Source organism: Nocardia otitidiscaviarum (assembly GCF_007362295.1).
GTDB classification, from domain to species: Bacteria; Actinomycetota; Actinomycetes; order Mycobacteriales; family Mycobacteriaceae; genus Nocardia; species Nocardia otitidiscaviarum.
Genome location: NZ_CP041695.1, coordinates 4,141,292 through 4,163,748 on the forward strand (window position 1 = coordinate 4,141,292; position 22,457 = coordinate 4,163,748).

General features: G+C 71.8%; 18 protein-coding genes and 1 tRNA gene. 13 read left to right on the top strand and 6 right to left on the bottom strand.

The annotated features are described in order from the left end of the window. Positions 1-7 precede the first annotated feature (7 nt). The 3 genes from FOH10_RS18400 to FOH10_RS18410 form a co-directional block, all read right to left on the bottom strand. Entirely contained in the window at positions 8-694 is a 687-nt protein-coding gene (locus tag FOH10_RS18400) for a potassium channel family protein (RefSeq protein ID WP_143981666.1), read from the bottom strand. Next, the gene (locus FOH10_RS18405; protein ID WP_143981667.1) at positions 687-2,066 is read right to left on the bottom strand and encodes a TrkH family potassium uptake protein; all 1,380 of its coding nucleotides are present in this window, start codon (positions 2,064-2,066) and stop codon (positions 687-689) included. The genes FOH10_RS18400 and FOH10_RS18405 overlap by 8 nt, the downstream gene beginning before the upstream one ends. A gap of 176 nt (positions 2,067-2,242) precedes the next feature. Further along, a complete protein-coding gene (locus FOH10_RS18410) occupies positions 2,243-2,830 on the bottom strand; it encodes a helix-turn-helix domain-containing protein (protein WP_143981668.1) in 588 nt (195 codons plus the stop codon). A gap of 82 nt (positions 2,831-2,912) precedes the next feature. Here FOH10_RS18410 and FOH10_RS18415 point away from each other — a divergent pair, with 82 nt between their 5' ends. Then, on the top strand, positions 2,913-3,857 hold the full coding sequence (locus FOH10_RS18415; protein ID WP_143981669.1) for an NAD(P)/FAD-dependent oxidoreductase: 945 nt from the start codon (positions 2,913-2,915) through the stop codon (positions 3,855-3,857). Positions 3,858-4,101: 244 nt separating this feature from the next. On the opposite strand, the gene FOH10_RS18420 is transcribed toward FOH10_RS18415, so the two are convergent. After that, positions 4,102-4,734, bottom strand: a complete 633-nt coding sequence (locus FOH10_RS18420) for a DUF8175 domain-containg protein (RefSeq protein ID WP_244961266.1) — start codon at positions 4,732-4,734, stop codon at positions 4,102-4,104. Positions 4,735-5,070: 336 nt separating this feature from the next. Here FOH10_RS18420 and FOH10_RS18425 point away from each other — a divergent pair, with 336 nt between their 5' ends. Genes FOH10_RS18425 through FOH10_RS18445 form a run of 5 tightly spaced genes read left to right on the top strand, consistent with a single transcriptional unit; the run spans position 5,071 to position 10,502 of the window. Then, a complete protein-coding gene (locus tag FOH10_RS18425; protein ID WP_143981670.1) occupies positions 5,071-6,507 on the top strand; it encodes a hypothetical protein in 1,437 nt (478 codons plus the stop codon). A 28-nt stretch (positions 6,508-6,535) separates the two neighbouring features. Further along, positions 6,536-7,342, top strand: coding sequence for a DUF8176 domain-containing protein (locus FOH10_RS18430; RefSeq protein ID WP_143981671.1), 807 nt, complete (start codon positions 6,536-6,538; stop codon positions 7,340-7,342). 6 nt (positions 7,343-7,348) lie between these two features. Then, positions 7,349-8,176, top strand: a complete 828-nt coding sequence (locus FOH10_RS18435; protein WP_143981672.1) for a MinD/ParA family ATP-binding protein — start codon at positions 7,349-7,351, stop codon at positions 8,174-8,176. After that, positions 8,173-8,799: a hypothetical protein gene (locus FOH10_RS18440; protein WP_143981673.1), complete on the top strand. Its 627-nt coding sequence runs from the start codon at positions 8,173-8,175 to the stop codon at positions 8,797-8,799. Before FOH10_RS18435 ends, FOH10_RS18440 begins: the two co-directional genes overlap by 4 nt. A 44-nt stretch (positions 8,800-8,843) precedes the next feature. Further along, entirely contained in the window at positions 8,844-10,502 is a 1,659-nt protein-coding gene (locus FOH10_RS18445) for a cutinase family protein (RefSeq protein WP_244961267.1), read from the top strand. A gap of 296 nt (positions 10,503-10,798) precedes the next feature. Here the strand turns inward: FOH10_RS18445 and FOH10_RS34870 are convergent, their stop codons facing one another. Next, complete coding sequence (locus tag FOH10_RS34870) at positions 10,799-10,936, bottom strand: hypothetical protein (protein WP_186000526.1); 138 nt, start codon at positions 10,934-10,936, stop codon at positions 10,799-10,801. 1,500 nt (positions 10,937-12,436) lie between these two features. Between FOH10_RS34870 and FOH10_RS18450 the strand changes: the two genes are divergently transcribed. The 6 genes from FOH10_RS18450 (at position 12,437) to FOH10_RS18475 (ending at position 20,529) form a co-directional block, all read left to right on the top strand. Then, the gene (locus tag FOH10_RS18450) at positions 12,437-13,093 is read left to right on the top strand and encodes a DUF8176 domain-containing protein (protein ID WP_143981674.1); all 657 of its coding nucleotides are present in this window, start codon (positions 12,437-12,439) and stop codon (positions 13,091-13,093) included. A gap of 114 nt (positions 13,094-13,207) precedes the next feature. After that, positions 13,208-13,280 (top strand) — tRNA-Gly (locus FOH10_RS18455). Between the two features lie 161 nt (positions 13,281-13,441). Then, positions 13,442-13,723 (top strand): hypothetical protein, encoded by a 282-nt coding sequence (locus FOH10_RS18460; protein ID WP_029924149.1) that lies wholly within the window; start codon positions 13,442-13,444, stop codon positions 13,721-13,723. A gap of 127 nt (positions 13,724-13,850) precedes the next feature. Further along, a complete protein-coding gene (locus FOH10_RS18465) occupies positions 13,851-15,020 on the top strand; it encodes a hypothetical protein (RefSeq protein ID WP_244961268.1) in 1,170 nt (389 codons plus the stop codon). 107 nt (positions 15,021-15,127) lie between these two features. Continuing rightward, positions 15,128-15,928, top strand: coding sequence for a hypothetical protein (locus tag FOH10_RS18470; protein WP_143981675.1), 801 nt, complete (start codon positions 15,128-15,130; stop codon positions 15,926-15,928). Then, entirely contained in the window at positions 15,928-20,529 is a 4,602-nt protein-coding gene (locus FOH10_RS18475; RefSeq protein ID WP_143981676.1) for a cation-translocating P-type ATPase, read from the top strand. The genes FOH10_RS18470 and FOH10_RS18475 overlap by 1 nt, the downstream gene beginning before the upstream one ends. A 22-nt stretch (positions 20,530-20,551) precedes the next feature. Here FOH10_RS18475 and FOH10_RS18480 read toward each other — a convergent pair whose 3' ends face one another. Next, on the bottom strand, positions 20,552-21,517 hold the full coding sequence (locus FOH10_RS18480) for a hypothetical protein (protein ID WP_244961269.1): 966 nt from the start codon (positions 21,515-21,517) through the stop codon (positions 20,552-20,554). A gap of 274 nt (positions 21,518-21,791) precedes the next feature. Between FOH10_RS18480 and FOH10_RS18485 the strand changes: the two genes are divergently transcribed. Further along, positions 21,792-22,334 (top strand): GNAT family N-acetyltransferase, encoded by a 543-nt coding sequence (locus FOH10_RS18485; RefSeq protein ID WP_244961270.1) that lies wholly within the window; start codon positions 21,792-21,794, stop codon positions 22,332-22,334. The last annotated feature ends 123 nt before the right edge of the window (positions 22,335-22,457 follow it).

The following is a 22,457-nucleotide window of genomic DNA, read 5'->3' on the forward strand; positions in this document are numbered from 1 at the left end:
AACCGACTCAGACCAGGTCGGCGAAGGATTCGACACAGGCGATGCTGCCGGAGACGATCAGCTGGTCACCATCCATCACGATGGTTTCCGGTGTGGCATAGGTGAACTCGCCGCCGCGTCGTTTGATGGCGACGACGGTGACATTGAACTGCTCGCGCAGCCCGCTGTCGGTGAGCGTCGTACCGATCACCGCACGGGGAGCGGTGGTGCGCACCATGGCGTAGTCGTCGTCGAACTCGATGTAATCGAGCATGCGCCCGGTCACCAGGTGTGCGATGCGTTCACCCATATCGAATTCCGGCAACACCACGCGGTGGGCGCCGATGCGCTCGAGGATGCGGCCATGCTGGCGGCTGGTGGCCTTGGCCCAGATACGCGGAATCTTGAAATCGACGAGCAGGGAGGTGGTGAGGATGCTGGCTTCCAGATCGGTGCCGATGCCGACCACGGCGTGCGGGAAGTCCGGGACGCCGAGTTGTTCCAGCGCGCCGATGTCGGTGGTGTCGGCGACCGCGACGTGGGTGAGCTCGTCGGAGTAGCCCTGGACGAGGCGCGGGTCGGAGTCGATGGCCAGTACCTCCGAGCCGTGCACGACCAGTTCGCGGGCGAGCGAACTACCGAACCGTCCCAGGCCGATGACGACTACCCGTGTGCCGGGGTGTTTGGGAGCCTTGGTGAATGGTGTCCTAGCCAACGATGGGTCGCTCCTCCGGTAGCTCGTAGCGGCGTTCGTGCTCGCGCAGTGCGAGCGCGGACGCCAGGGTGATCGGTCCGACGCGGCCGATGAACATGACGGCGATCAGCAACAGATGGCCCGTGTGCGGTAGGTCGGCGGTGATGCCGGTGGACAAGCCTACGGTGCCGAAGGCCGAGGTCACCTCGAACAGCACATCGTCGAGGGGCAGGTGCGACAGCCGCAGCAGGGTCATGGTCGAGATCAGCACGACGCCGAGGCTCAGCAGCGTGACGGTGATCGCCTGCCGCTGCACGGTGGCGGCCAGGCGACGACCCATCACGTGCACGGTGGGCTGGCCGCGGACCTCGGCGTAGATCACGAACGCCAGCAGCGCGAAGGTCGTCACCTTGATACCACCCGCCGTGCCCGCGCTGCCGCCGCCGATGAACATCAGCGCGTCGTTGACCAGCAGTGTGGTGGGATGCAGCGCGCCGACGTCGAGCGAATTGAATCCGGCCGTGCGCGGGGTCGCGCCGTGGAACACCCCGGTCAGCAGTTTCCCTGGCAGCCCGAGTGGGCCGAGGGTCTGCTGGTTGGTCCATTCCAGCGCGGTCACCAAGATGATTCCGAGGATCATGAGCCCGAAGTAGGTGATCACCGTGATCTTGGTGTGCAGCGACCAGCCCGCGATCCGCGCCCCACGCAGCCGGGTGCGGATCGCGCGCGAGACCTCGAAGACCACCGGGAAGCCGATGCCGCCGAGGATGAAGGCGATCATGATCGGCAGGACGATCCAGGCGTCGGTGGCATGGCCGACGAGACTGTCGGCCTGTAGCGCGAATCCGGCGTTGTTGTAGGCCGAGATCGCGTGGAAGACACCCCAGTACAGCGCGGAGGCGAAGGAATCGGTGGTGGTCGCCAATCGCCGCGTGGTGAGCACCGCGGCGACGATCACTTCGATGGTCAGGCTCATGGCGAGGACGCCGACCACAACGCGTTTCGTCTCGCCCAGCCGCAGGGTCTTGGTCTCAGCCTGTGCGATGAGCTGCATCCGCAAGCCCATCCGGCGGGCGACGAGCAGCCCGAGCAGCGAGGCCGCGGTCATGATGCCGAGCCCGCCGATCTGGATGAGAGCGAGCACCACGGCCTCACCGAACGCGGACCAGTAAGTGGCGGTGTCGACCACCACCAGGCCGGTCACGCAGACCGCCGAGGTGGAGGTGAACAACGCGGTCACCGGGTCGGTCCAGGTACCGGATTCCGAGGAGACAGGCAGCGTCAGCAACAGCATGCCGAGCAAATTCACCGCGGTGAACCCGGCCACCGTCAGCCGGGCCGGATGCCCCAGCGGCCCCAATCGCCGCACCACCGGCAATGCCGTCCGTCCCATGAGATCAGCGCACCGCACCTGGCGGCGAATAGACGCTCATCTCCACACGGGCCTCCTCTGGCGTATCCGGCCTCGCCGGATGCGGTTGGCCGCGAGGTAGTTTATACGCGGTTTTCACGGCCCTCCCAGAGGGCGACTCCGCGTGGCGCGACTCCCGGAATACGGGCCGGACCGGCCTACTTCGACTCCGCTTTCGGACTCACGCGCAGGTGCGCGCGTTCGCCCTGTTTGCCGAAGAGGCTGAGGAATTCGACCGGATTGTCGTCGGCCGGACCGAACCAGTGCGGGATGCGGGTGTCGAATTCGGCCGCTTCACCGGGGAGCATGACGAAATCGTGTTCGGCGAGGATGACGCGCAGGCGGCCGTTGAGCACGTAGAGCCATTCATAGCCCTCGTGGGTCTTGGGATCCGGATCGCCGCGGTGAGCATCGGGGGCGAGCACCAGCTTGTACGCCTGCACGCCGCCGGGGCGGCGGGTCAGCGGGATCATGGTCATGCCGTGCTGGGTGACCGGGCGCAGGTGGACGCGCGGATCGCCGGTGGGCGGGGCGCCGACCAGTTCGTCCAGGGTGACGCGGTGGGCCTTGGCCAAGGGCAGCAGCAGTTCGAGTGTGGGGCGGCGGGCACCGGATTCCAGGCGGGACAGGGTGCTCACCGAGATGCCGGTGGTGGCGGAGAGATCGGTGAGGGTGACATCGCGCTGTTTGCGCAGGGCGCGCAGGCGGGGGCCGACCGCTTCCAGGGCCTGATCCAGGTCGTCCATGCCTTCAGTTTGCCATAACGGCAAAGGAGCTTGCCGAAATCGCGGGTTCGGGCGCATGGTCGTCGGCGAGGAGGTGGTCTGGATGACCGAATGGACCGAAAACTATGACGCGGTGGTGATCGGCGGCGGGGCCGCGGGACTGAACGGGGCGCTCATGCTGGCGCGCTCGCGGCGGTCGGTGCTGGTGATCGACTCGGGAGCGCCGCGCAATGCCCCCGCCCACGCGGTGCACGGGCTGTTCGCGCGCGACGGCGTGCCGCCGCGGGAGCTGCTGCGGCGCGGCCGCGACGAGGTACGCGGCTACGGCGGCGAGATCGTCGACGATGAGGTCACGGCGGTGGCGCGCACCGACGACGGTTTCGCGGTGACGCTGCGCGACGGCGGGACGGTGCGGGCGCGGCGACTGCTGGTGACCACCGGACTGGTCGACGAACTACCCGAGATCGCGGGACTGCGCGAACGCTGGGGGCGCGAGGTGGTGCACTGCCCCTACTGCCACGGCTGGGAGGTGCGCGATCAACCCATCGGCGTCATCGCCACCGGGCCGATGTCGGTGCACGGCGCACTGCTGTTCCGGCAGTTGAGCGCCGATGTGGTGTTCCTCGCCAACGATCTGCCGTTGAGCGCGGCCCAGCGGGAGGAGTTGGCGGCGCGGGGAATCGAGGTCGTCGAGGGGGCGGTGGCCGCACTCGAGATCACCCAGGACCGGCTGACCGGTGTGCGGCTGGCCGATGGCACGCTCATCCCCCGCACCACGGTGGCGGTCGCCTCGCGCATGGTGGCGCGCACCGAGTTCCTCGCGGGCCTGGGCCTGACCGCGGTCGCCCACCCCTCCGGTATGGGCGAGCACATCCCCGCCGACCCGACCGGCCGCACCGAGGTGCCGGGCGTCTGGGCCGCGGGCAATGTCACCGACCTGTCCGCTCAGGTCGGCAGCGCCGCCGCCGCGGGCGCCATGGCCGGTGCGCAGATCAATGCCGACCTGGTGGCCGAAGAAGTCCGCGAGGCGGTGGCCGCGCGCGTCTGATGGCCGCGCGCGTCCGACCCGCGAGGGGGAACTCTTGGCGAGCCGCACCCGGGCGATGCCGCCACCAGTTCCCCCCTCGCGCATGGGGGTTCCGGTCCGGACGCTCTGCGCATGGTGGTCGGGTTCCGGTCCGGACGCTCCGCGCGCGGGGGTCGGGTTGCGGGCCGGACGTGAGAAGTGCGTGCGGGGCTGCCGGTGCGCAGGTGGGCCACCAAGGTTTGGGCGGCGCAAATGGGACAGCCGACTAGTCGGGTTGCGGCAATCGCACGGCATCGGCGGGGATGTCCGGGACCGCTTCCACCACCACGGATTTCAGGGCCGGGTCAGGCAGGAGTAAACGCCAGTCGTCGTGTGACCAGACGACTGTCTGAGAGTTTGCCGCAATGCTGTTGTCCGAGTAGATGCTGTACACGAGCAACTGCGCGCGATCCTCGGCGTAGGCGGTGAACTTGTAGGCGGCGATGCGGGGAGCCAGTTCCGCGGAGGCGGGTTGGGTGACCGAGATCCGGGCGCGGGCCAGCACCCATTCGTCCTTGCCGGGGCCGGGTACGAGGGTCTGCGCGGCGATCTTCGACCAGGTGGCGTCGGGAGCCAGAGAGATGCGGACGGTGTGGTGGATGGCGGCCAACGCCGCACCCTGCGGGGTGTGCGAGTACCCCAGGGCGGCCTCGGCCACGCGGGTGGGACCGTCCTTGCCGCCGAAGGGAAGTCGCACACCCTGCCAGGTCTCCCAGTGGATGTCGGCCGGTGGCCGGTTCGGGTCGGGGGGCGCCGAGGTGGGTGCGGAGGATGGGGTGTCGGAGAGGCCGCAGGCGGCGGCGGTGACCAGTGTCAGCAGGAGCAGCGCCGTTCGCTGGCGGATTGCTGATAGGCGCATGAGCCTCCCCTTCGCGGATCGGGGCGCTGATGAAAGGTGTTGCGGGGCACGGCTGCCGCGCACACCCGCCGATCTTATTGTGGCGGATTCGGAGGATGTCGGCTATTCAAGGGAATTCATACCGACTCGTCCGTATTCAGTTGCCGGACCTCAGTTTCGGGTACCATCATCCCGGCAAAACATCATCGCAGGTGACGGGGACTCATCGCGGGGTAATTGCGGCGGGAACCCGATATGTCACCCGGGGTGGTGACGGCCGACCGCAGTGGGCGTCCAGAGGGTTTGGTGTGGGATGTGCGGTCGGTGCGACACCCGCCGCGAACAAGGGGATCCGGAATGACCGCTAGACGCACGTTGACCGCTCTCTCCGTCCTACCCGTGGTCCTCGCCGCGGGACACGGCGTGGCCGGGGCGGCGCCGGGACAACCCGGGCTCGCGGTGCCCGGTGAGGGACAACCGGGACTGACCCAGCCGCCCCAGGCCCCCGCGACACCGCCGACACCCAGCCCGGCCGACTGGATTCCGGACCCGCCCCCACCTCCGGCCCGACCCCGGCCGCAGCAGCAGGTGCAGCCGAATATCGACACCCTGGTGCAGCCGCCGAGCCAGCGCGAACAGCCCTCCGAACCCGAGGCCGAGCCCGCACAGCCCGCACCGGAAACGCCGTACATTCCGGAGAATCCGCACCAGTTGCGACTCGGCACCGGCATCGTCGACCTGCCCGAATGGGTGGACGTGCGGACGCGCGACAAGGCGCAGGCGTACGCGGACTGGGCGGAATGGCAGATCGCCGCCGCCTACGACGGCATGGGTTTCTCGCGTGAGGAATCCGACCGCATGGCCGCCACCAGCTCGATGGGCGCACTGCTCGGGGCCGGTACGGCGGGCGCACTCGCCCCGGCCGTGCTGGTGCCGATCGGCTGCGGTGTCGGCGCGGCCGTCGGCGCCCTGGCCGGTGCCGCGATCGGCGGCATCCCCACCGCTGGAGTCGGCGCCCCGGCCGGTGCGATCGTCGGCGGTATCGCGGGATGCGTCGGCGGCGGATCGCTCGGTGGCATGGTGAGCGTCCCCCTGGTGGTCGGCGGCGGTGCGCTGGCGGCCCTCGCGGGTGGCGCCCTGAGCGGCGGCGACTCGACCAAACCACAGCCCCCGCTGCCCATCGACCAGCCGGTGGCGACCCAGGTCGCGGCCCCCACCCCGGCACCCCTCATCCACATCCCCGGCGTGCTGACCGTCGCCGCACCGGTCATCCCCGGCATCACCCCCGCCGCCGCACCGGCGCCGGGCACGGACGCGGCCCCGCTCATCGACATCCCCGGCGTCGGGTCAATCGCCGCGCCGGTCATCTCCGCGGCCGCACCCGCCGCCACGCCGGGCGCACAGCCAGCACCCGCTCCGCTCATCGACATCCCCGGCGTCGCGACGATCACCGCGCCGGTCATCCCCGGCATCACGCCCGCCGCCGCGCCCGCACCGGCACCCGCGCCGGTCGCGGAGCCCGCGCCGGTCGCGGAGCCCGCGCCGGTCGCGGAGCCAGCTCCCGTGTGGGAGCCCGCGCCGGCCGCGGCTCCCCAGTACGCGGAGCCCGTCGCGCAGGTGACCGCGCAGGTGGTGGAAACGGCCGCGGCGGTGGAGGAGTCCGGGCCGGTGGGCGCGGCGGTGGTCGGTGGGTTGCGGGATGCGGTGGCGGGCATGCCGCCGCTGGCTCCGGAGCTCGGGCCCGCCGCCGATGTCATCAATGGTGTGGTGTCGGCCTTCCACGCGCCGCGCTGAGTGACGACGACCGATTGGAGTGATGTCGGTGTCCGAGCGGCGTGACCCCTCGATGCCGCGGGCCACGATGCCCGCCCTGTCCCCGGAGAACGCGGGAGCGGATCACCCGGCGAGTCCGGAAGCGGCCCCGTGGTCCCGGTGGCTCGAGACCGATGACGGTGTCCGCGGCGGCGTGCGCCGCGCACCGGACCCGGACGACTACGACGGCGAGGATCTGTCGTCGGATCTGCGGGCCGAGGACCCGATGGCCCCGCTCGTCGAGGAGGCGCGACGGCGCAGCCTCGCCACCCGCCGCCGACAGCGGATGATCATGCGCTCGGCCCTGGCGGCCGCGGCGCTGGCCCTGGTCACCGTGGTCGCGGCCGGAGCCTGGCTGGTCACCGGAGACGAAACGCCTACGGCCGCACCGCCGTCCACACCCCCGGAACCGCCAGCGGCGGCACCGGCCGCCGACGCCACCGACACCTGGTGTCAACCGTCGGTCACCCCCGAGCGGGTGGTGGGCGCGGGTGCGGGCGATGCCACCACCGCGCCCGGTGTCATCCTGCGTCTCGAATACGCGTGGTACGTACAGCGGGACCCCGCCGCCGTGCGCGCCCTCCTTGCCCCGGACGCCCGGGTGGCCCCGGAGAGCGCCACCCGCGAGGCCATCGCCGCGGTCCCGGCCGGCACCCGGCACTGCGTCACCGTCTCCCCGCTGCCCGCCGGGCGCTGGCTGGTCGGCGTGGACGAGCGGCATCCCGATGGCGAGCAGGCGTCCTGGCAGCAGATCGTCACCACCGCGCACCGCGACGGACGAGTGCTCATCACCGCGATCGTCGCCGCGGAAGGGTAGTGCCCCATGACCTCCGAGGCGGTGGAGCTGTCGGTCACGGCGACGCCCGGCGCGCCGACCGACCCGGTTCCACTGCGCGGCGGGCAGGGGCGCCTGATGCGCGCCGCCCTGCCGTCGGTGCTGGTACTCGGCACGACGGGCTCCTCCGGCGCGTCCACCACCGCGCTCGGACTGGCCGCCGCGGCGGTGGCCGAGAGCGACGGACAGGTGTGGCCGATCGTGGTCGACACCACCCTCGGCGGCGGTGATGTGGGTCTGCGCGGCTGCGACGCCGCCACACCCGTGAGCACCCTGCAGGATTGGCTGAACACCCCGCATCCCGAACTCGCCTCCACCGTGCTCGCCTGCACCGGCCACACCGCCACCGGCGTGCGGGTGCTGCCCCGCGGCCCGGACCCGCTGCCGCGCCGGGAAACCCTGGTGTCGGTGACACGCCATCTCGAGACGGCCGGACTGCTCGCGGTGCTGGACGCGGGCGCGCCGGTCACCAGCCGCCTGGCCGCACCGCTGCTCTCCGACCCCCGGGTGGGGCTGGTGATCACCGTCGCCGCCCGGCCCGACGCGGTGAACCGGCTGCGACCGGCGCTGCGCTGGCTCGACGAGCAGTACAGCGAATTCCTCATCGGCGACGCGGTGATCGTGCTGACCGAACAGGTGCAGGGCGCGGGAAAAGCGTCCATCGACCACGTGCGCACCTATCTCGGCAAGTGGGTGCGGGAAGTGGTGACCGTGCCGTTCGACGGCCATCTGGCCGCGGGCGACGTGATCTCGTGGCACCGGCTGGCGGCCCCGACGCGCGACGCGTATCTGCGACTGCTGGGGGTGCTGCGGTGAACGACTGGCCGCCCGTACCCATGTGGCACCGCTCGGTGCCGGTCCCGCCGGGACGTCCCCCGCTGGTGTGGCTGGTCGGCGTGCACGGCGGCGCCGGGGTGACCAGCCTGGCCGCCAGTATGAGCTGGGCCGGTGATGCGGGGCGGCGCTGGCCGGGCCGCATCGGGCTGCTGCACGATATGGATTCGCCGCTGGTGGTGCTCGTCGCGCGCACCCATATGAGCGGTGTCAACGCTCTCGAATACGCGCTGCTCTCGCATCAGAACGAGGCGACACCGGCGGGCAGCCGACTCGTCGGAGTGGTCACGGTGGCCGATTCCGCTCGCCCGCTGCCGGAGTCGGTGGCACGCCGACGGCAGGTGGTGGAGGCGCGCGCGGTCGATATGGGCGCGCGGGCGTGGCGGCTGAACTGGATCGAGCCGTGGCGCGAACTCGAACCGCACCGCATGCCGGTCTGGGATCCGGCCGCCGTGCGCAATCCGGTGGACGAGGGCGACGCGACACGCACTCCCCCGCAACCGGTTCGGCATCTCGCCGAACAGATCTTCCTGGCCGCGCGCGCGGCGGGAATAGCTCTCACCGCGCCCGAGGCGCAGCAGACCGGACACCGCGACACCGGCTGAACACCGGTGCGGCACCCACCGCCGAATACGAGGAGGATCGAACATTGCTGTCCTGGGCAAGAATTCGACACTCGGCTGTCCTCGCGACCGCCGTCAGCGTCATCGCGGCGGTGGGGATCGGCGGCGCGTCCGCCGCCCCGACGGACCAACAACCACCCATCGAGACCTGCCCGGCGCTGTTCGCGCTCGGCATTCAAGGCACCGGGCAGTCGTCTCCCGACGCCGCGGTGACCACCGATACCGGCATGCTGTCCACCGTCTTCCGGCCCATGCTGGCCGCCGCACCCGACGACGGTCTGGTCGCCCGCGCGTACGTGCCCTACGACTCGTCGTTCGGCGGCGCCACCTCGGCCAACGAGACGCCGTACGCGCAATCGGTGAGCGGCGGGCTCGGCACCCTGAAATCCATGGCGCGCTCGGTACTCGACCGCTGCGAGCACACCCGCATCGCCGTCACCGGGTATTCCCAAGGGGCGCATGTGGCCTCGCTGTTCGCCCAGGAGGTGGGCGCGGGGCGGGGCGCGATCCCGGCGGACAAGGTGGCGGCGGTGGCGCTGTTCGGCGACCCCACCCGCAATCCGGGTGCGCCGCTGTTCCCCGGATCGCCGGGCAAGGTGACGCCCGACGCGGTGCCCGGCACGGGTGGGGAGGCGCTGTCGCGGATCACCGCGCAGCCCGCGCAGGTGGCCTACGGCGGCGGGATCGGGCCGGAGCGGGATGTGGCGGCCAATTTCGGCGCACTCACCGGACGGGTGGCGAGCTTCTGCACCGCCGGTGATCTCGCCTGCGATGTGCCCGAGGACGCGGCGCTGCTGAAGGTGGTCGCCAATATCGCCGGCCAGGTGAAGCTTTCGGGCGGTGATCCGATCGGGTCGCTCATGTCCATCGGGCAGGCGCTGGCGTTCACCTCCATCAAGACCGTGACCAATGTGGTGAACAACGATATTTCGGGCACCTCGCTGAGCAATCTGCGGATCTCCCCGCAGAAGTCCATTTCCCAGCGGCTGGCCGAGGCGTCCGATCCGCGCAATCAGGTGAACATCCCGGACGCGTTCCAGGCACTGCTGAAACTCGGGACCATCGCCATCAACACCGTGGTGACCGTGGTGCGCACCGTGCTGACGCCGGGCAATATCGCCGAGATCGCCACCGCCGGACTGGCCAATCCGCTGGCGGGGCTGGCGGTGCTGGGCACCAAGGTGGTCGGCGCGGTCACCCAGCTGGTGCCGCCGACCACCATCGACAACCTGGTCACCGAGGCGTTCGAGGCGGTGGTGGAGAACCTGCAGGACAACAAGGACCTGTTCGACGCCAACACCTGGGTGCGGTACTGGCAGACCGCGCAGAAGCACGACTACTCCAACCCGCAGGGCAGCGACTTCGGCGACAGCCCGGCGCAATTCGTGGGCCAGTGGTTCGCGGCGCTCGCCCACGACCTCGCCGGAGTACACGACTACGGCAGCGCCCCCAAGGGCGGCAGCGACCGGCCCGACGGCGGTTTCGACTTCGCGCCCAGCACCACGAGCGCGCCGTCCACCGCCCCCGACGGCCAGTTCCCGCTCGGCGGTCCGAGCGACGCGACCACGCCGCCGAGCACCAGCCCCGCGCCGCTCTTCGCACCCACCACCGCACCGACCACGAATCCCGCCGGCTCCGGCGGCTTCCCCCTCGCCTCCCCCGCGCAACCACAGGTCATCCCATGAGCACCACCGACACCTCCCCCACCGACGGCGGGTATTCCGGCAGCTGGGCCGACTGGATCGGCGAAAGCCTCGGCGCGCCACCACCTCCGGACCGCCACGGCCCCCGCCGCGAGCGCGGCGCGTCCGCACGCCGCCGTCGACGCGACAGCCAGGCCGCCGAATTCGCGGACGCGCGGGGCGGATACGGCGATGACGGGTTCGACGCAGCCGCGGCCGAGGACGGCGAACCCGCGGCCGACCGCTACATCCGGCCGGACGACGAATACGACTTCGACGACGAGGACGACTACGCCGACCTACCCGGCTGGGACGACCGCCTGGCGGGCCTGGCACGACAGCGCGCCCGCCTCGTAGACGTCGAGGACGACGACCTCGAGCCTGATCCCGGCGACGGTGCCGACCCCACTGCCGACTGGCCCGACACGAGCACGCACGGGCCCACCGCCGCGAGCACACGCCGGCCCGACACCGCATTCCGGGATCGCGTATCGAGGGCGGCGGGCGGCGACGACGCGGAGACGACCGATGGACCGCGCGAATCCACCGGCGGTACCGATGATTACGCGGCCCCGGACGCGCACCCGGGCAGCCATGGCGAGCACGCGAGCACGCGCGGCGAGCATGATGACGAGGATGACCGCGACGGCGGTGGTACCCCGAACACGCGGTCGGCGAGCGGTCGCCGGTCCGGCGCGGGTCCCGCCGCCGCGGCGGGATCCGCGGCGTGGCGGCGAGATCGGACGGCCCGGCCGCACCCGTTCCCCTCATCGGACCCCCACTGGATGCCCGAACCACCGACCGCACCTCCCGCCGTGGCGCACGCGCGGTCCGGCGGTGCCGCACGGACGCACTGGGATTCGGCCGACCGGGGGACCGACACCGGCTCCCGGACAGCCGGGCACGCGACCGGGACATTCCGGAAGGACGCCAGGGCGGACCAGGACGCCGGGTCACCCGCACGCGATACTCCGGGCGCTGACCCCGCCCGCGGCGCGACACCGCGGTCCGGTCACGGCTCCACCCCGCGCTCGGACCACACCGCGGAACGGCGATCGAGCCACGAGTTGAGCACACGATCGACCCGTCAAGGGGCCGCCGCTTCGGATCGCGACGGACCCACGCGATCAGACCACGGCGGAGACCACAACGACACCGCACTACCGGACCACGACAGGGCCACCCGACGAGACCACGACAGGGCCGCACTATCGGACCACGACAGGGCCGACAGGGTCGCGCGATCGGCCGACGACATCGCCGCTGGGTCGGCACACGGCACAGACGCTCGGCCGGGGCACGATGCGGGCGGTCCTCCGGAGCATGGAACCCCGGACCACGCCCCGGGCACTGGAGCCGGATACACCACGGGCACGCCACGGGACCACGACGCGCAAACCTCGTCGGCAGTCGGCTCGAACCGTCGACCGGGAGATGATCCGGATACACGGTCGGGATACGGCGCGGACGCATATCCGGAAGACGGAACGCACACACGGGGATACGACGCGGACACTCCGCCGGAACACGACGAGGCGACGCACTCGACATACGGTCCGGGCACCCGGTCGGGAAGAGGCTCAGTCCCTCGCCCGGGAGATGATCCGGATGCGCGGTCGGGATACGGCGCGGACGCATATCCGGAAGACGGAACGGACGCACCGGGATACGACGCGGGCACTCCGTCGACGAACGACGAGGGGACGCACTCGACGTACCGCCCGGACACCCGGTCGGCGTATGGACCGAGCGCCCGGTCGGCGTATGGACCGAGCGCCCGGTCGGGGTACGGGCCGAGCGCCCGGTCGGGGTACGGGCCGAGCGCCCGGTCGGGGTACGGGCCGAGTACGCGGGCCGAGGTCGCCGCGCGGTCGCGGGCGGAGGCGGCGGCGGCACTGGCTCGGCTGCACCGGAGCTCCGGGGGCACGCGGCGGCGGGTGGGGGCGGATCGGGAGCCGTGGTCGGTGCGGGAGCGGATGTGGGATGCGCGGGAGCGGTGGGCCGCGCCGTTGCTCGGGTTGCTGGGGGTGTGTGCGGTGGTGGCGGCGGTGCTGGTGCAGGTGAACAAGTCGGGTGAGCCGACGCCTGCCGCGGCGGCGCCGACCGTGGTGCCCGCGACATCGGCGGCTCCGGATGACTCGGCGGCTCCCGAATCACCGGCGGCGGGGAACGGTGCGACCGCGCCGGTGGGCGCGGCCACGCCCGAATGTCCGGCGGAGGTCAAGGGTGAGCATGTGCGCGGGAACGGTCCGGGTGGCACCCGGACGGGTCCTGACGCGATTCTGGCGTTGCAGCACGCCTACTACGTGGCGCGGTCGGGGGCGCTGGCCCGGGAACTGGTGGCGGCCGATGCGGCGGTGCCGTCGGCGGCCGACATCCAGGCCGGGATCGACACCATTCCGCCGCTGACCACGCACTGCGTGCAGATCGCACCGGGTGCGTTCGCCGGCCAGTACATCGTGATCGTCACCGAGTTCCGGCCGGACGACTCCCGGCGGATCTGGAGTCCGCAACTGGTCATGACCACCACGGATGCGGACCGCACGGTCATCAACGCCATCATCCCGCTCCCCGACGACGCCACGCCACGCTGAGGGCTGCGCACACGCGCCGGGGGCGCTCCGATCCGGGCGTTTTGGAGTTTCGCCCGGGTGTGGGCTAATGTTCTCTCTCGCACGCCGCAGGGCAAACGCCCCGGTGAGCGAGATGCGGATGTAGCGCAGCTGGTAGCGCATCACCTTGCCAAGGTGAGGGTCGCGGGTTCGAATCCCGTCATCCGCTCCTCCGAGAGCCCCGACACGATCACTCGTGCCGGGGCTTTCGTCATGATCCCCGGATCCGACATTTCGGACATCCCGACACCCCGTGAAAGCCGGTCGCGCACAGTAGATCTCGGGCACATTCACAGCCACTTCGCGGCGGATTCGCGGTACCTTCGGAGGGTGACGATCATCAGCGCCCTGGCCGACACCGTGCTCGCCCAGATCGGGAATCCGACTCCCGAGACGCCGCCCGCGGCGGACAAACTCATGAAGCTGGTGCGGTACTTCACCTGGTTCGTGCTGCTGTCCGGCGTACTGGGCATCACCTACGCGGGCGGTCGGTTCGCCTGGGAGAAATGGACCGGTGGCGGACTGGCGTCGCCGAAGATGGTGGCCGGAGCCATGATCGGCGGCATCATCGCCACCAGTGCGGGCACCATCATGAACGCCGCCATCGGCTGATCCGGGACGAATGACCGGACACGGTCCCCGGTCGGCACGGATTGTCGGTGCCCGACGCTAATCTCGTCGAACAGACTGGCGAACAGGTGTCGACAGCACGGACAGTGGGGCCGCGGTGACGAGAAGTGTGAGGAGTGCGAGCGGACTGCTCGACAGCCGGGACAGCGTGACCTTCGGGCTCGAGGACGTCAACGAGGTCGTCGCCGTCATGGTGGACGAACAGGCCGAGGAACGGCCGCGCGACCGGGAACTCGTCACCTGTCGGCTGGGACTCGACGGGGAGAGCCCGGAAACGCTGACCCTGTTGGGCGCGCGGCTCGGGGTGTCGCGGGATCGGGCGCGGCAGTTGTACACCCGCGCCGTCGGGCAGATGGTGCGGCGGGTGCAGGGCACCGGACATCCGGATACGGCCGTCTTCGCCGAACGGTATCCGGTGGGCCTGGGTGACGAGCGGCTGGTGCGCACCCTGCTGGCCGAAACCTATGCCACCGACAGCGATATCGCCGCGCAGGACTGGGCGTATCTGAAGCTGCGGCTGGCCGGGCACGATCTCCAGGATTCGAAACGGCTGGCCGGATTCGTCTTTCAGCGCATCGCGGGCTGGCAGCAGAAGGGGCGCTGGCATCTGCTGCCCGCCGCCAAACCCGAGGAGGTGCCGGCCGGGATCTGGAATCCGTGGCTGCGGCGCGTGGAGTGGGCCGACGGCACGCCCGAGGAGCTACCCGACGGCCCGGCGCGGCGCCTGGACTTCGACGACGACGGACGCGGGACCATGTTCGCCGAGAAACTCGGACGCGAGGTGACCTTCGATACCGGCCTGCAGGCGCGGCTGCTGCGCATGCTGGACGGGAGTGAACGCGTCGAGGAGTTCCAGGAGTATCCCGGCGCGGTCGAGTACGAACTCGACGGAGCCCAGCGGGTGCACCACCCGAGTGTGGCGGTGCGCTTCGCCGACGGGCGGGTGGTGCTCATCGACGTGATTCCGCTCGGGCACGCGGCGGTACACGCCAACCGGGCCAAGGCGACGGCCGGGCGCGGGTACGCGCACGCGCGCGGCTGGGGTTGGCTGGTGTGGACGGGCAGTCAATCCGGGGTCGCCGACCTCATGCGGCGGCAGGTCGACGCGCGCACCGAGAACATTCTCCGCAACCGGCTCGCCGACGGACCGGTCGACTGGGTGGAACTACGCCGGATCCGGGAGGAAACCGGCATGGAACTCCTGGATTTCGCCGCCCTGGTGCTGAAGCACGGATGGCGTTGGGACCGTGGGCCGTTCCGGCTGAGCCGCGAATCCTGATCTTCCGCGGGCACGTTTGCCTTCCCGTTCCCGGGCTACGTCCATGACATCGTCACCAACCATCCTCGGGATCAGTCATGGGTATTGCATCGGGTACGGCGAAGGTAGTGAGCAACACGGCCGCCGCGGCCACCTCCGCGGTGACCGCCACGGTCGGTACGGTCGGCGGCGCGGTGGTGGGAGCCACCACCGGCGCGGCGCGCGGCGCGGTCCAGGGGGCGTACTCCGGCGCGAAGTCAGGCGTCAGCACGCCCACCGCGGTCGCCCTCGGAGCGACCGCCGCGGGCGTGATCGGACTCGTCGAATGGCCGCTGGCCCTCGGCGCGAGCACCGTCGCGGGCGCTGTCTACCTGGTGAACCGCGCCCGGCGGCACGACGATTCGGGTCGACCGCAGCACCGCGAGCACGCTGGCCCGACCACCGGCAGGCAACACGACAGCGCCGCCTCGACCCGACGCCGCACGTCGACCGGCACGGAGAAGGGCAGTGGCGGCAACTCCTCGGACGAAGTCATGACCGGCACGACGACTGCCCGCCGACACACGATCCCGTCCGCCGCGGAGACAACGTCCGAGCGCGAGGCAACGGCCGCTAGTGAAACCGACCAGACCGCCGGTACCCGGCGCAAGTCGGGTACGCGCAAGAGCAAGACCGGCACCAGCACGCGAACCACCGGCACCAAGCACACCCGGCGGGACGACGCGGCGGCGCTGGACGAAGGCGCGGATGCGGAGGGCAGCGCGGCCGCGGCGAGTAAGCCCGAGGGAGCGGCGAATCGGTCCGCCGGTGCCGAAGGCACGCGCCGGAAGTCATCCACGACACCGACGCCGCGCAAGCGTTCCACGACCAGCAAGTCCACCGCCGGCAAGTCCACCACCCGCAAGTCCACGACGGAGACCGCACGCTGATGCCCGGACTGCGCTCGATCGCCACCGCACCGCTGCGGATTCCCATGCTCGGCGCCGCCGCCGCGGTCACCCTGGTGGGCCGTCCCGCCGCCGCGGCGGCCCGGGGGACCCGCCACCTGCTGGAACCGATACTGCCCGACGCGGTGAACGAGTTCACCGACGATGTCACCCGGGAGTTCGAGGCCCTGTTCGACCCGCGCCCACGGCAGCGGCAACGACATGTGGCCATCCGGGACAACCGGATACACGCCGAGGTCCGGGGGCTGCACTCCGAGCAGGCCGACCGGGTCGCGAAGGCGGTGTCCGAACGTCTCGACCGCACCGACGGGGTGCACTGGCACCGGGTGAACGAGGCGCTCGGGCGGGTGACGGTCGCCGCGGACCGGGAAAAACTCACCACGGCGCGGCTGGAGGAGATCCTCGTCGACGCCGAACGCGCCGCCGGAACCGATACCACGGCCTGGAGCCAGGTCGTCGACGACACCTCCGAACGCGAACCCGTACTGGCCGCGGCGGTCCAGTTGGCCGGTGATCTCGTCGGCATCGGGGTGGCGGTGGCGCGCTCGGCGCTGCCCGGCTCCACCCCGGCGCAACTGCTGCGCGCGGGCGTCTCGCTCGCCGACGGCCAGCCGTCGGCACGCGCGCTGCTGGAACGACACCTCGGCCGCGACCGCACCGACACCCTGCTCACCACCGGCAGCGCGCTCGGGCAGGCGCTGGACGGGCACCTCGCCAGCCTCGTCGCCGACAGCCTGCAACGCACCGTGCGGCTGGTCGAAGCCGCCGCGCGGTACGCGCAGTGGCAGCGCTGGGACGATCTGATCGCCGGGCCGGACCAACCCGGCGTCCACCACTATCGACCGCCCGAACTCCGGCCGGTGCCGCTGCCGCCCGGTCCCGTCGAGCGCTGCACCGAGCAGGTGTCGACGGGGTCGGCCCTGGTGTCCTTCACCTCCCTCGCCGGAAGCCGGGGCATGTCGGACGCGGCGGACGCGCTCGCCGCGGGTGTGCCCAAGGCGGCGCGGGCCAGCCGCGAGACCTTCGCGGGCACCCTGGCCACGGTCATGGCCGTGCAGGGGGTGCTGACCATCGACCCGGTGCTCTGGCGGCGGCTCGACCGAGCCTCCGCCCTGGTGGTGGACCGCCATGCGGTGCGCGGTGACCGGCCGGTCGTGCTGTCGGCCGATACCGGCAACCCCGACTGGTCCACCGAGCATGTCTGGAGCGCCGCGCAGCGGCTGCTCTGGCGCGACGGCCCCGACCTGCCCATTCCCCCGCCGCGCTCGCGCCATCGCGAACAGCTCACCCTCGTGCCGGAGCAGGAGGCGCCGGGCGAAGACCCCGACGCGGGGCCGATCGGGAAGCACGCGGACACCGATGAGGGCGAACCGGTCTGGTACGAGTTGCGCGACGGGGACGGCGTCGCGGGCCGGGTGCTGGTCGGCTGGGAACTGCATCCCGAGGCGATCGGACTGCTGGCCGCCGCACGCAAGGCCGGATTGCGGGTGGTGCTCGTCGGCGACGAGTCGACCTCCGAATTACGGCGCAGCGCGGACGAATTCGTGACCGCGGGCGGCTCGACCACCGCCCTGGTGCGGCGGTTGCAGCGGCAGGGTCACGTGGTCGCCATGCTGAGCGGCAATGCGCACAAGGCGTTGGCCGCGGCGGATCTCGGGATCGGACTGGCGCACGGGAACGGCACCCGGTCGCGGGTGCCTTGGCAGGCCGGAGTGGTGTGCCCGAATCTGGCGTGTGCGCGGCGGATCATCGCCGCGGCCGGACCCGCACGCGCCGCCAGCGAACGCGGGCGCGTGCTGACCCTGTCCGCCTCCACCCTCAGCGGCCTGCTGCTCGCCTCCGGCCCCACCCGGACGCGCCCGGTGGCGGCCACCGCACCGATTTCGTCGGCGGCCCTGCTCGGCTTCGCCACCGGACTGCTCTCGGGCCGCCGCGCCGGGCGCACCGACCAGATCACGCCGGTACCGCTGGTGCCCTGGCACGCCCTGGAACCCGATGAGGTGCTGGCCCGGCTGCCCGCACCCGAACCCCGACAGCCGCGGCACGGAGCCGTCACCACCGAGGCGCTGAAGGCGGCGCGCTGGCTGGCGCGTCCCACGGAGACCGTCGCCGATCTGGCGCAGCAGGTGCGCCGAGAACTCGCGGACCCGCTGACGCCGCTGCTCGCCGTGGGCGCGGTCGCCTCCGCCCTGCTGGGCTCGCCGACCGACGCGGTGCTGGTGGGGTCGGTGCTCGGCCTCAATGCCGTGGTGTCGGCGTTGCAGCGCCGCCGCGCCGGGCAATCCCTGCACCGGCTGCTGGTCGGTGAACGCCTGCTCGCCCGCGTCGTCACCGAGGACGGTGAAACCAGCACTCCCGCCGACGAACTGCGGCCCGGTGACGTGATCGCGCTGCACTCGGGCGATGTGGTGCCCGCCGACGCGCGCCTGCTGGAGACCGACGGGCTGGAAATGGACGAGTCCGGGCTCACTGGCGAATCGGTGACGGTGGACAAGCAGGTCGGCGCGACTCCCGGTGCGGCCCTGGGTGATCGGTCCTGCATGGTGTTCGAGGGCGGCGTCGTGGTGAACGGCCGCGCCCGCGCGGTGGTGGTGGCGGTCGGCTCCGCCACCGAATCCGGCCGCGCCCTCGCCGTGGCGGGGCCGCCGCGCACCGCCGGGGTGCAGGCGCATCTGCGCTCCCTGTCCGAGCGGGTGCTGCCGCTCACCCTGGGCGGCGGCAGTCTGGTCACCGCGACCAGCTTCCTGCGCGGCCTGCCGCTGCGGCCCGCGCTCGCCGACGGGCTCGCGGTGGCGGTGGCGGCGGTGCCGGAGGGGCTGCCGCTGGTCGCCACCGTCGCCCAGCTGTCGGCCACGCGCCGGCTGTCGCGGCGCGGCGTGCTGGTGCGCTCCAGCCGCACCATCGAGGCGCTGGGTCGGCTGGACACCGTCTGCTTCGACAAGACCGGCACCCTCACCGCCGGGAAACTGCATCTGGCCGCGCTCGCCGATCTCGAGGAGTCGTGGGAGACCGACCAGGCCGGGGACACCCCGCAGGCCCGGCGGCTGCTGCGCGCGGCGGCCCGCGCCTGCCCGCACACCGAGGACGGCCCGCTGGTGCACGCCACCGACCGCGCGGTGGTGGCGGCCGCGGATGCCACCCTCGGGCCGGACGCGGCGCACACCTGGGATCCCATCGAGGAGATCCCGTTCGAGAGCAATCGCGGCTACGCGGCGGCGGTCGGGCACACCGCCCACCACATCCGGCTCTCGGTCAAGGGTGCGCCCGAAGTGCTGCTGCCGCGCTGCACCCAGGTGCTGCGCGCCAACGGCAGCAGCGGCGGGCGGCGGCGGGTCGAATTCACCGCCGACGAACGGTCCGCCGCCGAGGCCCGCATCCAGCAGCTCGCCGAACGCGGCCTGCGCGTCCTGGTGGTGGCGCGGCGCGACTTCCCGCGTACCCCCGACGATGTGGCCGACGAGATCGAACAGCTGACCCTGCTCGGCTTCATCGGACTGGCCGACACCCCGCGCCCGCAAACCCGTGACCTGGTGCGGCAGTTGGACCGCACCGGCATCAGCGTGCGCATGATCACCGGCGACCACCCGGTCACCGCCCGCGCCGTGGCCACACAGCTCGGCATTCCCGCCGAGACCGTGGCCACCGGGGCCGACCTCGACCAGCTGGACGAGGACGCCCAAGCCGAACTCATCGACCGCGCCACCGTCTTCGCCCGGGTGAGCCCGGAACACAAGGTGCGCATCGTGACCGCGCTGCAGCGGCGCGATCATGTGGTGGCCATGACCGGGGACGGCAGCAATGACGCCGCCGCCATCCGCACCGCCGATATCGGCATCGGGCTCGCCGCCCGCGGCTCGGTCGCGGCCCGCGAGGCCGCCGACCTCATCATCACCGGCTCCGACGAGGTCCGCGACGACGAGCGATCGCGCGGCATCGACCTCACGGTCCTGCTCACCGCCCTGGTGGAGGGACGCGGCATGTGGCAGCGGGTCCGCGACGCCATCGGCGTGCTGGTCGGCGGCAATGCCGGTGAGGTGACCTTCACCATGCTGGGCACCCTGCTGTCCGGGCGCGCGCCGATCGGCACCCGACAGTTCCTGCTGGTCAACCTGCTGACCGATCTCGGCCCGGCCATGGCGGTGGCGCTCTCGGGCACCCGGACCGCCACCGACCGCCTGGAACCCGACGACGCCGGACACGAACTGCGCCAGCTGCCGAAACCCGAACTGGGCGGCGACTTCCTGCGCGCCGTCGCGGTGCGCGGCGCGTACACCACGGCGGGGGCGGGCGCGGCGTGGATACTGGGCCGCGCCACCGGTCGGCCGAAGCGCGCCGCCACCATGGCACTGGCCGCCCTGGTCACCACCCAGCTCGGCCAGACCCTCATGATCGGCCGGGACAGCCCGCTGGTCTGGGCCACGGCCGCGGGCAGCACCGCGCTGCTGGCCGCCATCATCATGACGCCCGGGGTGAACTACTTCTTCGGCTGCACCCCGCTGGGGCCGCTGGCGTGGACCATCGTCGCCGGATGCGCTGTCGCCGGAACCGTCGGCGCGGCGTACACGGGCCGCTCACTGCGCTGACCGGCCCGCCCGGTCGGTCCGGTCAGTCCAGCACCACGAAGGCCGCCACCAGGAACGTCATGATCACCATGAGCGCGAACCAGGAGATCAGCTGCCAGTGCACCAGGGCCTGCCGCTGACTGCGCACGGTCAGCCGCAGGGTGGCGTCCACGCGGTCGTGGTCGGCGATGCGGCGCTGCGCCAGGGCCAGCTCGTCGGCGTGCTGCTGTGCGGACGACTCGGCGCGTTCCAGCCGGTGGGTGAGTTTGGACAGCAGCTTGGACCTGTCGCGGGCGGCCTTGCGGGACAGTGCCAGCGCGGTGCGCTGATTCATCAGCTCGCGGCGCTGGCGCGCGATGACCGCCGCCTGTGTGCGCGTGTGACGTTCCCAATCGGCCACCGTGGCCCACCCTCCCGTATGTTCGTCGCGGTAGCCGTAGGCCACCTCGCCCGCGACCCAGTTCTCGATGAAATCCCGTATCTCCCAGGGCTTGTCACCCGGAGTCACCAAGCCGCCCGGTCCGGGCGTCAGCTGTCCGCCTACCGCGCGGTAGTCGCAGTCCGCGGGCGCGAAGTCCGACAGCGCCAGGGCGGGCAGATGTGCGATCTGCCAACCGGGCGGGCACAGCCACAGCACCTCGGTGCAGCCCGCCGCCTTCAGCGCGGCGGTGCGGTGGCGAGCGCGGGTGAGGTCCGGCACGGCGCCGCACACCTGGATCGCGCACACCCGATCCCCCTGCCGCCACAGCACATCCGGGTCCAACGGGCCGACCGTGCCGTCCACATGGGCGGTCTCGGCCCCGGCGGCCAGCAGGCGACCGCGCAGCCAGTACTTGAGCCGCTGTTCGTCCCAGCGGCAGTCCGCGCAGCCCGGGGTGAAGCACGCCTCCCCCGGACGATGACCCCGTGCGTCGGGTTCGGTTCTTCGTGGTGCGACCGGTTCGGGGAGCACGGGGTCGGCCAAGACCACCGACCGCCCGTGCGGAACCTCTACTCGCCTCGTGCTCACACGATCACCGCCCCAAACCACTGCGCCGTGAGCCGCTTCCCATCGGTACGGGAAACCACCAGCCCACGCCGTCTACTTCCAGAGTGCCGCAGGCAGCAGGGGACTACCCAGGACAGTGACCGCATTCGTTACCCAACCGCTAGGAGTACGTGATCATCGAAGGCCCGAAAAGTAACACCCGGGGCCGATGCCCGACATCGCCTGCGTACAAATCCCTTTCGCGACACCCCCGGGCGCGCCGCCGCGCCGCTCGCACCCGTGCTTCACTGGTCGGGTGAGCAGCAATCCCACCGTGACCGTCGAACTCGCCGCCGCCGCGGACGCCGCCGCGCTCGGCGAGGTCGCCGCCGTCACCTTCCCGCTGGCCTGCCCGCCGGGTGCGGGTGCCGCCGATATCGCGGCCTTCATCGCCGACGTGCTGTCCCCGCGGCGGTTCACCGACTATCTCGCCGATCCGGCGCGCACCGTCCTCAAGGCGGTCGCGGACGACCGCATCATCGGCTACAGCCTGCTCGTCGCCGCCGAACCCACTGATCCGGATGTGGCGGCCGCGGTCACCCTGCGGCCGGTGACCGAGCTGAGCAAGATGTACGTGCTGCCCGGCCACCACGGCAACGGTGTCGCCGCCGCCCTCATGGCCGCCTCCCTCGACCGGGCCCGCACCGCCGACAGCGCGGGTGTCTGGCTGGGAGTCAACCAGGAGAACCAGCGTGCCCAGAGCTTCTACGCCAAGCACGGCTTCCAGGTGGTCGGCACCAAGACCTTCCTGGTCGGCGCGCAGCTGCACAGCGATTTCGTCATGCAGCGGACGTTCTGACCGTTCTCGACGCCGCGTCAGCAGCGTCTCCGGAATCGGGCTCGCACGGGTCCACAGCAGTGCGCCACCCGCGTCCGGCACGAGCTGGCGGCGGGCCGGACCCCACTCCGGCCCAGCCCGGCC